The organism is Marinobacter sp., assembly GCF_041686475.1.
Taxonomy (GTDB): Bacteria; Pseudomonadota; Gammaproteobacteria; order Pseudomonadales; family Oleiphilaceae; genus Marinobacter.
The window spans coordinates 69,912-82,313 of record NZ_JAWLDU010000004.1; the positions used below are offsets into that span (position 1 = coordinate 69,912).

Annotated in this window: 12 protein-coding genes; 6 read left to right on the forward strand and 6 right to left on the reverse strand. The window is 58.5% G+C overall.

Going from position 1 to position 12,402, the window contains the following annotated elements:
- Window positions 1–37: 37 nt before the first annotated feature.
- The 4 genes from ppk1 to ACESMB_RS02065 all read right to left on the reverse strand — a co-directional run bounded on the left by ppk1 (window position 38) and on the right by ACESMB_RS02065 (window position 4,638).
- Window positions 38–2,176, reverse strand: a complete 2,139-nt coding sequence (ppk1, locus tag ACESMB_RS02050) for a polyphosphate kinase 1 (RefSeq protein ID WP_372924995.1) — start codon at window positions 2,174–2,176, stop codon at window positions 38–40.
- A 58-nt stretch (window positions 2,177–2,234) separates the two neighbouring features.
- Entirely contained in the window at window positions 2,235–3,251 is a 1,017-nt protein-coding gene (gene hemB / locus ACESMB_RS02055) for a porphobilinogen synthase (protein WP_372924996.1), read from the reverse strand.
- A 121-nt stretch (window positions 3,252–3,372) separates the two neighbouring features.
- Window positions 3,373–4,155, reverse strand: a complete 783-nt coding sequence (locus tag ACESMB_RS02060) for a lipase secretion chaperone (RefSeq protein WP_372970810.1) — start codon at window positions 4,153–4,155, stop codon at window positions 3,373–3,375.
- 261 nt (window positions 4,156–4,416) lie between these two features.
- Window positions 4,417–4,638 (reverse strand): hypothetical protein, encoded by a 222-nt coding sequence (locus ACESMB_RS02065; RefSeq protein WP_372924998.1) that lies wholly within the window; start codon window positions 4,636–4,638, stop codon window positions 4,417–4,419.
- A 269-nt stretch (window positions 4,639–4,907) separates the two neighbouring features.
- Between ACESMB_RS02065 and ACESMB_RS02070 the strand changes: the two genes are divergently transcribed.
- The 4 genes from ACESMB_RS02070 to panP all read left to right on the forward strand — a co-directional run bounded on the left by ACESMB_RS02070 (window position 4,908) and on the right by panP (window position 9,656).
- On the forward strand, window positions 4,908–5,540 hold the full coding sequence (locus ACESMB_RS02070; protein ID WP_372924999.1) for a TetR/AcrR family transcriptional regulator: 633 nt from the start codon (window positions 4,908–4,910) through the stop codon (window positions 5,538–5,540).
- Window positions 5,541–5,542: 2 nt separating this feature from the next.
- Window positions 5,543–7,246, forward strand: coding sequence for an isovaleryl-CoA dehydrogenase (locus tag ACESMB_RS02075; protein WP_372970811.1), 1,704 nt, complete (start codon window positions 5,543–5,545; stop codon window positions 7,244–7,246).
- 200 nt (window positions 7,247–7,446) lie between these two features.
- Complete coding sequence (locus tag ACESMB_RS02080; protein WP_372925001.1) at window positions 7,447–7,788, forward strand: DUF503 domain-containing protein; 342 nt, start codon at window positions 7,447–7,449, stop codon at window positions 7,786–7,788.
- A 194-nt stretch (window positions 7,789–7,982) separates the two neighbouring features.
- Window positions 7,983–9,656, forward strand: coding sequence for a pyridoxal-dependent aspartate 1-decarboxylase PanP (panP, locus tag ACESMB_RS02085; RefSeq protein ID WP_372925002.1), 1,674 nt, complete (start codon window positions 7,983–7,985; stop codon window positions 9,654–9,656).
- On the opposite strand, the gene ACESMB_RS02090 is transcribed toward panP, so the two are convergent.
- On the reverse strand, window positions 9,650–9,916 hold the full coding sequence (locus tag ACESMB_RS02090) for a hypothetical protein (protein ID WP_372925003.1): 267 nt from the start codon (window positions 9,914–9,916) through the stop codon (window positions 9,650–9,652). The genes panP and ACESMB_RS02090 overlap by 7 nt on opposite strands.
- Window positions 9,917–10,021: 105 nt before the next feature.
- The gene (locus ACESMB_RS02095; RefSeq protein ID WP_372925004.1) at window positions 10,022–11,581 is read right to left on the reverse strand and encodes an inorganic phosphate transporter; all 1,560 of its coding nucleotides are present in this window, start codon (window positions 11,579–11,581) and stop codon (window positions 10,022–10,024) included.
- Window positions 11,582–11,696: 115 nt separating this feature from the next.
- Here ACESMB_RS02095 and ACESMB_RS02100 point away from each other — a divergent pair, with 115 nt between their 5' ends.
- Window positions 11,697–11,822 carry a hypothetical protein gene (locus ACESMB_RS02100; protein WP_372925005.1) on the forward strand — a complete coding sequence of 42 codons (126 nt, stop codon included), beginning with the start codon at window positions 11,697–11,699 and terminating at the stop codon, window positions 11,820–11,822.
- An 86-nt stretch (window positions 11,823–11,908) separates the two neighbouring features.
- Window positions 11,909–12,355, forward strand: a complete 447-nt coding sequence (locus tag ACESMB_RS02105) for a flavodoxin (RefSeq protein WP_372925006.1) — start codon at window positions 11,909–11,911, stop codon at window positions 12,353–12,355.
- Window positions 12,356–12,402 lie beyond the last annotated feature (47 nt).

Below are 12,402 nucleotides of genomic sequence, written 5' to 3' on the forward strand. Positions count from 1 at the left end.
CGCCTGCCCTGTCGGCATGGAACGGCACGGGGTTGTGTTATTTTCCGGTCAGGCGTTCAAGCAGGACCAGCTGGGATGCCAGACGCGCTTCACCCTCGGCCGGCTGATTCTGAATGTAACTGCCATCCGGCTGCAACACCCATGATTGGCAATTGTCGGCCAGGTAAGTGTCCAGGTCTTCCCGCATCCGCGCAATCAGGGCCGGATCTTCGACGGGAAAAGCTGTTTCCACGCGGCTCAGCAGGTTACGTTCCATGCCGTCGGCACTGGATCCGTAGACTTCGGGCCGACCGTTGTTACCAAAATAGTAAACCCGGGTATGCTCCAGGAATCGTCCAATGATGGAGCGTACCCGGATATTTTCCGAGAGTCCTGGCACCTCAGGGCGCAGGCAACAGATGCCACGGATGATCAGGTCTATTTTCACCCCGGCCCGGGACGCCCGGTAAAGCGCCTTGATCAGCTCTCGCTCAGTCAGGGCATTGAATTTCAGGATGATTCGACCTTTTTCACCCAGTTCCGCTTCCCGCTCGACCAGCCCGAGCAAACGGCTGTGCAACGTAAACGGGGAGTGAAACAGTTTCTTTATCTTCAGCGCCTTACCCATGCCTGTCAGCTGCTGGAACAGCTTGTTGACGTCATCGCCGATGGATTCATCACAGGTCATGTAACTGTAATCAGTGTACAGCCGGGCATTTCCGGCATGGTAGTTTCCCGTGCCCAGATGAACATAACGGCGCAGCTTGCCTTCCTCCCTGCGCACAATCAGGATCATCTTGGCGTGGGTCTTGTAGCCCACCACCCCGTAAACCACGATAACGCCAGCCTCCTGAAGACGGCTGGCCAGCTCCAGGTTTTCCGCTTCGCTGAAACGGGCCCTGAGTTCGATAATGGCGGTGACTTCCTTGCCACGACGGGCGGCGTCCATCAGCGCTTCGACAATTTCCGAATCCGCGCCGGTACGATACAGGGTCTGGCGAATGGCCAGCACCTGGGGATCCTTGGCGGCCTGACGCAGCAGATCCACTACCGGGCTGAAGTTCTCGTAGGGATGCAGCAACAACAGCGGACGTTTGCGAATCGCGTCGAACATGGTTTCCTTGGTGCGGATCTGGCGCGGAATCGACGGGGAAAAACCCGAATAGGTCAGATCCTGTCGGTCCACCAGTCCACCGACCGCCATCAGGCGGGTGAGGTTAACCGGCCCGTGCACCTGGTAAAGATCCCGGTCAGTAAGGCCAAACTCCCGAAGCAGGAAATGCACCAGTTCCTCGGGGCAGTTGTCCGCCACTTCCAGCCGCACACCATCACCAAAACGTCGGCTCAAAAGCTCGCCGCGCAGGGCGGAGGCCAGGTCTTCAAGGTCGTCTTCCAGCTCAAGGTCGGCATTACGGGTCAGGCGGAACTGGTAGCAACCCTTCACTTCCATGCCCGGAAACAGCTCGTCGGCATGGGCGTGAATCATTGACGACAGAAACACCAGGTTATCGCCACCATCACAGACATCGTCCGGCAGGCGCACCAGGCGGGGCAGAGAGCGCGGTGCCGGTACGATGGCCATGCCGGTTTCGCGTCCAAAGGCATCCTTGCCATCGAGCTCGACGATAAAGTTCAGGCTTTTGTTGACCAGTCGCGGGAAAGGGTGCGACGGGTCAAGACCGATCGGGCTGACGACCGGCAGGATTTCCTCCTCGAAATACCGGCGCACCCAGTCCGCCTGGGCCTCTGTCCACTCACGGCGCCGGACGAAGTGAATGTTCTCCTGTTCCATTTCAGGAATCAGCACGTTGTTAATAATGTCGTACTGTTCCCGGATGTACTCGTGGGCCACCCGGCTGATTTCACCAAGCACCTGCTCCGGCATCATGCCATCAGAGCCCAGCGTTTCCCGGCCGTATTTGATCTGCTGGCGCAGACCGGCAACACGGATCTCGAAAAACTCATCCATGTTGCTGCTGAAAATGCAGCAGAACATCAGCCGGTTAATCAGAGGATGAGTCGTATCCAGCGCCTGCTTGAGCACGCGGTAGTTGAATTGCAGCTGGCTCAGCTCGCGGTTGAAGTAGTTTTCCTGGGCTGCCACATCAACGTCATTGCCCGGAGCCGGAACTTCCACCGGAGCCGGCACATTCGTGGTATCAGCAGCTGTCAGGTTGTTTGCCGAATCGGTACTCATTGCTCACTGCTTCCATTGTCAGGTCGCCGGTACGGCTCCCTGATGTGACTGTGGCCTGTCAGGTGCTGCGGCTTTTCATCAGCCGCGCAGCCCTGACGGCAAAATAGGTCAGGATGGCATCAGCACCGGCACGGCGCATGGCCATCAGGCTTTCCATCATCACTGCGTCGCCATCGAGCCAGCCGTTTTCCGCAGCGGCCATGTGCATGGCGTATTCACCACTGACCTGGTAAACGAACGTGGGCACCTGCAGCTCATGCTTCACGCGGTAGACAATATCCAGGTAGGGCATGCCTGGTTTGATCATCACCATGTCAGCGCCCTCGGCAATATCCATGGCCACTTCCTGCAGGGCCTCGTCGCTGTTGGCCGGGTCCATCTGGTAAGTGGACTTGTTGCCCTTGCCCAGATTGCCGGCAGAGCCCACTGCATCCCGGAAAGGCCCATAATAGCTGGACGCATACTTCGCAGAATAGGCCAGAATCCGTGTGTTCACATAGCCGGCGGACTCCAGGGCATCACGTATGGCGGCAACCCGGCCATCCATCATATCCGAGGGGGCCACGATATCGGCCCCGGCGCCCGCATGGGAGAGCGCCTGGTTTACCAGTGCCTCAACCGTTACATCGTTCAGCACATAACCATCGTTATCGATAATGCCGTCCTGGCCGTGGGTGGTAAATGGATCCAGTGCAATATCGGTAATCACTCCCAGTTCGGGCTGGGCTTTCTTCAGGGCTCGCACGGCGCGCTGGGCCAGCCCCTCAGAATCCCATGCGCCGGAGCCGGACAGGTTCTTGTGTTCCGCCGGCACGACCGGAAACAGCGCCACTGCCGGAATTCCCAGGTCAACCAGTTCCGCCGCCTGCTCTACCAGAAGGTCAATGCTCAGCCGCTCAACGCCCGGCATGGAGGGCACGGCTTCCCGCTGCCCCTGTCCTTCCAGTACGAACACCGGAAAAATCAGGTTATCGGCGCTGAGCTGATGTTCCCGCACCAGCCTGCGGGAAAAACTGTCAACCCGGTTTCGGCGCAAACGCGAGGCGGGGAAATTACGGTTTACCGAAGAGCTCACGGAATACCTCCTGAGGAAAATGGAGCACGATACTGCTCCATCATACACGCCCGCAGGCAGCGGTGGCAGGGCCCGCAACTTATCCCGGGACTCAGGCTGCCATGGGCGGATGAACAGAATATTACCGGAGGGAATCCAGCGCTTCCGCGCGGAGCTTTTCCGCACCCTCGAAATAGTCTTCCCTGAGTGCATCAATGGCCGCTTCACGCTCCGGGCCAGCAATACCAAGGCGTTCGAGCTCTGCAAGCTCCGCGCTGTAGGCCTGCCATTTAACTTCCCACGCCCGCTGTCGGGCTTCTTCCTCTTCCAGCTGCCTGGCAGCCTCTTCACCAAAACGCTCCTTACGCCAGGCGCTCAGCGCCTGCGGATCATTAGCCAATTCTGTCCGGGCCTGCTGATAATCGGTGAACTTGCGGGTTTCCCGGCGGGCTTCCCGCACCGCTGGTGGCAATGCTTCCTCAGCGCGGGTCAGTGCCTGCTCACGTTCCATTTCGGAAAGCGATTGGTCGGTCCGTATCCGCAACTGCTCTACCTGAAACTGGTCTATAGCCTCGTCGCTGGCAAAAAAAGCCTCCGCCGTTGGCGCATCCATCCAGTTACGCCGCAAGGCCCGAATCTCCGCCATTCTTTGCTGTATCTGATGCGCATCCAGGGTTGCGGCGTAGCCATAAGAGGCTTCCAGCTCCCCCAGCGCCAGCTTGTAATCCAGGTAATTCTCCAGGGTCGCCAGCGCTTCCGAGCGCGCCGGTTCCTGCAATCGGGCCAGTGCCTGTTCTATGCGTGCTACCAACTGGGGCAGTGTCTCTTCTCCCAGAGCAGAGAGGTAATATTCGAATAACTGTCGCAACTCGGGTGTCGGAACCAGAGAGCCATTGCTATCGGTTTCAGCCCAGCCCCCGGGCAAACTGGTTCCTTCCAGAGAAGCCGGCAAATATCGCCGCCAGGGCGATGAGTGCCATGGTTGCAGAACGAAGAAGTCCTCTCATCTATACTTGCCTGTTCAGGGTTAAATGCGGCGTATATAACGGTCACGGGGTCAGGAAAGCACTATCCTGCCGCAGGCAGCATAGAGGATCGAGAGGAGCGGCGGTGAGACTGGCATCAAAACAACGGCAAAAGGGCGGCGCTGAACAGGCCGCAACCCGGGGGGTGCGGCCTGGCAGGCTCAGAGGGAGCGATTATTGAAACCAACATCCACTTTGCGGGAAGGGTCTGAACGGAATGCCGTGTCCACTTCCTCTATTTTACCACCCTGGCTCAGGAACGATTCTATATCCTGCTGGAGCTGGGCACGAATACGCGCTCGCCCGGCAATGGAATGTGTATCGTCGCTGTCGTATGTCCAGCTACCGGATTGCTCCAGATTGCTTTCGTCGAGTTCACTCATGTTATTCCCCATCAACGAAAACAGTAAATTGAGCGCACCACGCCTGCTCCGGCAGGTCGCTCCGTCTCGGCGGGCACATCTTTCAGACCGCCTTGGCGTCTTTATAATCCGCTTTCGGTTGCAACGCTATTTCCTCACAACGTCTTTTTTGTAATTTTTTGTAACATTACTCACGGCGTTGTTTTAAAAGGATAATATTAGTAAGGCGGCGCAGAGTGATTGATTGACACAAAGAATGAATAATGATTCACTACTTATAAGGGACCCGCATGGCATATCGGGAAACGGAAAAGATGCGCAACCGCAAGGCCGAGGCCCGCAAGCGCATTATCGAATGTACATATGGATGTGTTTCAGACGGCGGTTTCCGCAACGCACAGATAACCCATATTGCGGCGTGCGCGGGAATCGCCACTGGAACCATCTACAGGCACTTCGAGTCCAAAGAGGACCTGTTCGCAGAGATTTTCAGGATTGCCACGCAACGGGAAGTGGACAAGGTAGCCGAGGCACTGGCTACGGAAGGTAACGCAGTAATCAGGCTGGAAATGGCTCTTCGCCAGTTTGCAGAACGCGCCCTGAGAGGGCCAGTGATGGCCTGGTCACTGATTGCCGAGCCCGTGGATCCGAAAGTGGAAGAAGAACGTCTCAAGTTTCGCAGGGCCTACGCGGAGCTGTTCGAGCAGGCGATAAGAGAGGGCATGGAAGAGAACAGCCTTCCGGACCAGGACGCCAGGCAAAGCAGTACCTGTCTTGTAGGTGCCATTGCCGAAAGCCTGGTGGGGCCATTATCACCGGCCCAGACAGGCAGTGCAGACCATGCAGATAACAATGACCATAATGCGCCGGTCGACTCTATCATCTGCTTTTGCATGCAGGGGTTGACCGGCACCAGGAGGTAAACATGAACGCCCGCCAGCCCCTGCCACAGGACAAAACACCGGCCTCCGGTGACGACCGATACCTGGCTGTTACCCACGAGGTCTTAAACCAGCCGCCGGCGCTTGAGAACTACAGTCTGTTCGAGCAGGACCAGGCCCTGCAGGAGGCCGTGGCCCGGGAAGGAGCGGCGGCGGCCACCAGCGACCTGAAGCAGTTCGGCGCCCTGGCCGGCGCAGCGGAAACCATCGAGCTGGGATTCCGGGCCAACGAAAACAAACCGGTGTTCAACACTCACGACCGTTTTGGTCACCGGATTGACCAGGTTGACTTCCACCCCGCCTACCACCAGCTGATGACGACCGCCATGGAAAACGGCCTCCACAGCAGCCCATGGACCAACCCCGGAGCGGGCGCCCATGTTGCCAGGGCCGCCAAGTACTATATGCATTCCCAGGTGGAAGCAGCCCATTGCTGCCCCATTACCATGACATTCGCCGCCATTCCCTCGATCCGCAAACAACCGGAGCTGGCGGCCATCTGGGAAAACAAGATCCTCGCCAACAGCTACGACCCCCGCAACCTGCCAGACAGCGAGAAACAGTCCGTCACCATCGGCATGGCGATGACCGAAAAACAGGGCGGCAGCGACGTCAGAGCCAACAGCACCAGAGCCTACGCCATCGGCGCTGAAGGCCCGGGTCAGGCCTACGAACTGGTGGGCCACAAATGGTTTGTGTCGGCTCCCATGTGCGACGCCTTCCTGGTCCTGGCGCAGACAAAAAGCGGGCTGTCCTGCTTCCTGATGCCACGCTGGCGCCCCGATGGCAGCAAGAACCCCTGGCAGGTCCAGCGCCTGAAAAACAAGATGGGCAACGTCGCCAACGCTTCCAGCGAAGCGGAACTGCGCGGTGCCCTGGCCTGGATGGTTGGCGAAGAAGGCCGAGGCGTACCCACCATTATTGAAATGGTCGCCATGACCCGTTTCGACTGCATGATCGGCAGCTCCGCCGGATTGCGCCAGGCCTTTGCCCAGGCCAGCCACCATTGCCACCACCGCAGCGCCTTTGGCAACCGCCTCAGCGACCAGCCGCTGATGCAGAACGTACTGGCCGACCTGGCCCTGGAAAGCGAAGCCGCACTGGCCTACACCATGCGCATCGCCCGCTCCCTGGACAACCAGCACCTGGAACACGAACGCCTACTGGCCCGACTGGCTACCCCCGTTGGCAAGTACTGGATCTGCAAACGCACCCCGAACCACGCCTACGAAGCCATGGAATGCATCGGCGGCAGCGGCGTGATGGAAGACTGCATCATGCCCCGCCTGCTGCGCGAATCCCCGGTCAACGCCATCTGGGAAGGCAGCGGCAACGTCCAGTGCCTGGACATCCTGCGCGCCCTGCAGAAAGAACCGGACACCCTCGACGCCTTTTTCAATGAAGCCGCCGAGGCCCGTGGCAGCGACGCCCGCTTCGACCGCTTCCTGGCACAACTGCAGAACGACTTCGCCGACATCAGCGACTTCGAATACCGCGCCCGCAACCTGGTCGACCGCCTGGCCCTGCTGATGCAGGCCTCCCTGCTGATCAGAAACTCAGACCCGGCGGTAGCCGATGGTTTCTGCGCGTCACGGCTGGAAGACAATGGCGGCCTGAACTACGGTAATTTACCCTCCGGCACCAACCCGGCGGCCATTATCAAACGGGCGACGCCTGTAGTAGGCTAGGGATCAAGCCGCTGGACACTGAATAATGTTCTGCGGAGGCGGACTCTAACTGAAAGGTTCGCGAACCGGCGGGGGAGGGCTTTCCAAAACTGTGCGGAGCCAAGGATGGCGGAGCCCAAGCACCCCAGAGATGGGCCGAAGGAGCGTGTTTTGGAAAGCCATCCCCCGTCGATTCCTGCACCATAGTCGGAAGCATAAAGATGTCCGAAGCCCTGAGAAAACTTCTGAACCAAGGCAACCCCCAGCAGCCAGTCATCACGCCTCACGTAGGCATCCTGACGCTGCACTTCCAGCTCTACGCCTGCGAAGACCTCAAAGCCAAACGCAAAGCCTTCACCGCCATGAAAGCCGTCTGGGGCAAAGAACCCGACCTTGCGGTCGCCGAAACCGCCGACCAGGACGCCCTCGACTGCGCCACCTGGACCATCGCCGCCCTGGGAGAGTCATCACAGCAGATATCCCAGCGCCTCGACCAAGTCGAAAAAGCCATACAGGAACGTGTCGACGCTGCCATACTCAACGTACACCGGGAGATACTCTGACCCCCCTCCCACTCACGGGGCCCGCTGTAGCGTATGGTTTCATGACACCGTATACTACGCCACCTCAGGGAGAACAGAGCGCCTGGCCTAAGCCCGGTGACAAGTTACCGACGTCGGAGCCCCGCGCTTCCGACCATATCCACAGGGTATCCGGAACAGGCCCTGTGGATGACCACTGAAAATGTGTGGCACCTATGACCGGAAAGAAGAAATCCGCCCAGGCCTCGGTAGAGGCCATGTACCGTGTATTCACCGTGCCCGAGGCACCGGAATCCACACTGAGTCGGATTGACCAGAACATATCCCGCAACCTTGCCGGTTTCCTGCAGGAACACATTGTTGCGGTCGAACGGGATCTTTCCGAAGTCGAGAAAGACTTCTCGGACTATACCATTCCCGAAAAACCCATCTTTGTCTCCGAACAGGCCCAGTTTCTGCTCGACAAGCTGGTGGCCAACTCCGTACACACGGCCTCGCCAAGCTTCATCGGCCACATGACATCGGCACTGCCTTACTTCATGCTGCCGCTGTCCAAGATCATGATTGCCCTCAACCAGAACCTGGTCAAAACCGAAACCTCCAAGGCGTTTACACCCATGGAGCGTCAGGTTCTGGGCATGATTCACCGGCTGGTCTACGAGCAGGACGGCGCCTTCTACCGTAAATGGATGCACGACCCCCGCTACGCCCTGGGCGCCATGTGCTCCGGCGGCACTGTTGCCAACCTGACGGCACTCTGGGTGGCCCGCAACAACGCCTTCCCGGCCGAAGGCAGCTTCCGCGGCATCCACCAGGAAGGCCTGTTCCGTGCCCTGCGCTATTACGGCTGCGAAGGCGCCGCCATATTGGTGTCCCGCCGCGGCCATTACTCCCTGCGCAAAGCCGCCGATGTACTCGGCCTGGGCCGTGATTTCCTGGTGCCCGTGGACACCGATGACGACAATCGGATCAACACCGACGCCCTGCGGGAAAAATGCCTGGAACTGCACCGCCAGAAAATCCGCGTCATGGCCATATGCGGGATTGCCGGCACCACTGAAACTGGCAACGTTGACCCCCTGGACGCCATGGCGGACATTGCCCGCGAGTTCGGTGCCCACTTCCACGTGGACGCCGCCTGGGGCGGGCCCACACTGTTCTCCCGCACTCACCGGCATCTGATGCGCGGCATCGAAAAAGCCGATTCGGTCACTTTCGACGCCCACAAGCAGCTCTACGTGCCGATGGGCGCAGGCCTGGTGGTGTTCCGGGACCCTGGCCTGGCCAGCGCTGTTGAACACCACGCCCAGTACATCATCCGTAAAGGCTCGCGGGACCTGGGCAGCACCACTCTGGAAGGCTCAAGGCCCGGTATGTCCATGCTGATCCAGTCAGGGCTGAGAATACTGGCGCGGGAGGGGTACGAAATCCTCATCGACCAGGGCATCGACAAGGCAAAAACCTTCGCGGAAATGATCAACGCAGAGGCGGATTTCGAGCTCATTACCGAACCCGAGCTCAACATCCTTACCTACCGCTACTGTCCCGAAAAAGCACAACAGGCGCTCTCTGTCGCCGACTCCCTGCAGGTAGAGCGGCTGAACACGTCCCTGAACCGTATCACCAAGTTCCTGCAGAAAACCCAGCGCGAGCGCGGCAAAGCGTTCGTTTCCCGGACCCGGCTCGAGCCAGCACGCTACTTCAATTTCCCCTGTATCGTATTCAGAGTGGTGTTGGCGAACCCGCTAACGACCAGGGAAATTCTGGCAGACATTCTGAAGGAACAGCGTGAATTGTCTGCGGATGAAGGTATTCAGGACGAGATTATCATCCTGGACCAGATGGCCGATGCTGTACTGAAACAGCATCAGCCTGAAAAAACTCAGTAAAGCGCTTCTTCATCATCCAGGACTTCGTCCAGAATCTCGAGAAACATGTGATCGGCGCTACTCCAGTTTTCCGGAATCCGGATCGTGGTGTTAGCGCTGATCTCCCGGGCAATAAGCTCATTGGCATTGGGCTCATTACGGTACTTGCGCGCAATATCCACCGACTTCACGGCAATGGTCGGGTCACTCAGGACCTTCTTGATAAAAACTCTGAGCTCGTCAATGACCTTGGCCTGACGGCTCTGTTCTGCTGAACTCATGGATCAATCCCCGGACAGGTTGGCAATAGTGAGGGAAGCAAACGCCTCCCACATCAGGAATAGTATGGGCCAAACCGGCTGCTGACAACCAGCGCAGGCGATTCCTTACATCAGGAATCCACGCAGGGTGAAGAAAAGGACGGCGGCGAGGCAGGCCGAAACCGGCACTGTGATGATCCAGGCGGCGACAATCCGGGTGAGGTGGGAACGCTTTACCATCTCCTCGCGATAGATCGTCTTGAGGCGCTTACGTTCCTTCTTGGACAGGGGCACCTGTTGCTTCTGCTTGGCCTGGGTGAGCAGGTTTTCCATCTCCTCAACGGAGGCATTGCGGAAATCCTCCAGGAACGGACGCAGACGTTCCCGCTCCTCTCCTTCGTGGCTGTCCATGATACTGTGGAGCTGGGTCGCATAGTTAGACTTCAGGTATTCCCTCAGGAAGCCGACACCAAAAACACCACCAACCGCGATATGGGTTGAACTCACTGGCAGCCCCAATTGGGACGCGATGATGACCGTAAGCGCTGCCGACAGGGCAATACAGAAGGCGCGGGTCTTATCCAGTTCGGTGATTTCGCTGCCGACCGTCTTGATCAGTCGCGGCCCGAACAGCATAAGGCCCACTGCCAGACCAACCGCACCCACCAGCATCACCCACAGAGGAATGGATGCAGCGGTTACCACCGCTTCTGCGGACAGTGCATCGTTAATAGCGGCCAGCGGGCCGATGGCGTTGGCCACGTCGTTGGCACCATGGGCAAAACTGAGCAGAGCAGCGGCGAAGATCATCGGCCAGACAAAGAGCTCGTTCACTCCTTCCGCGTTATTCTCCATGGTAGCCGCGCGGCGCCCAACCAGGACTCTCATGGCGATAAAAACGACAACCGCCAGCGCCAGGCCCACCAGAGAGGCGCCGAGGAAATCGACACTGACAATCTTCTTGACGCCCTTGACCATCAGGTAGGTACCAAACGCCCAGGCCATAATGGCCACGAGCCAGGGCACGAAGGTCCGGGCGGCAGAAACAACATTCTGCCGGTATAGCACGGTCTTCTTGATGGCATACAGGAACAGGGCCGCCAGCACACCGCCCATCACCGGGGAAATCACCCAGCTGGCGACGATCTTGCCCATCACGGCCCAGTCAGCGATACCCCAGCCGCCAGCAGCAATGCCGGCACCCAGAACACCACCAACAATGGAATGGGTGGTGGAAACCGGCGCGCCCATCCAGGTAGCCAGGTTGAGCCAGAGAGCACCGGCCAGCAAGGCTGCGGTCATCAGCCACACAAAGGTACTCACATCCTCCAGGCGGTCAGCGGCAATAATGCCACCCTTGATAGTGGAAACCACGTCACCGCCGGCGATAATGGCGCCCGCAGCCTCGAAAATGGCCGCAATAACAACCGCGCCACCCAATGACAGTGCGCCGGAACCCACTGCAGGCCCGACATTGTTGGCGACATCATTGGCGCCGATATTGATGGCCATGTAGCCACCAATCACCGCAGCGGCCATCAACAGCATGCTATTGGGCATGCCGCTACTGATCTGACCCACCGCAAGGAAGACAAAGAACAGGAACAGGAAGCTTATCCCGACGCGGTAGCGCTCGGTGGACGGGCTGGTCAGGAGGCTATCAAGATATCCGTTTTTGCCGGCCATAACACATCTGGTCTCGCAACAGGGAACACGGTGAGCTGAGATTCAGCCTTCATACGGCGGCAACTATAATTTTTTTGCCATGAAAATGAAACAAAACTGTCATAATCGCGATTGCTTGACCGAAGTCTCTGTACAGGCCGATATCTGTCTGTACAGCGCCAAGGAAGATGGCCGCAACCGGATTGCACCGCGGGTGCGCACCACCTCTGCCGAGCAGGCTGCGCCTGATGCCAGCGCTTGAGGCCCGGGCGTTCACTCGTTATTATCATCCCGCAATTCATGCGGCGACGGGATTTCCCTTGCCCTTATGAGTGAACGGGACAACACATGGCTTCAATCCGGATTCTCGTTGGAAGTGTCTATGGCGGCGCACTGCTGACGGCGCGCGCACTGAAAAAAAACCTGGGACAGGAAGGGCACCAGATCATCGTACTTGAGAACCCGGAACTCGAAGACGTAACCGGGAATGACGACCCGATACTGGTCTGTACGTCGACCACGGGGCAGGGCGAGGTTCCTCCCAATCTGCTGCCATTCTATGTCAGGCTCCGCGACGAGTTGCCCCAGCAACCCGGACGCCCTTTCGGAGTGATCGTATTGGGTGACAGTTCCTACGGCGACACTTTTTGCGGTGCCGGCGAGTTGATGGAAGAAGCCTTTTACGAAACCTCGGCACAGAAGGTCGGTGATACTCTGCGAATTGACGCGCTGGAAACCACCGACCCGGAAATCGAAGCGGAGCCCTGGGTTCGCCAATGGTTGGACCAGCTGTAACAACAACGGTTATCACTGCACCGCAAAAACCACCGATCTCCCTTGAG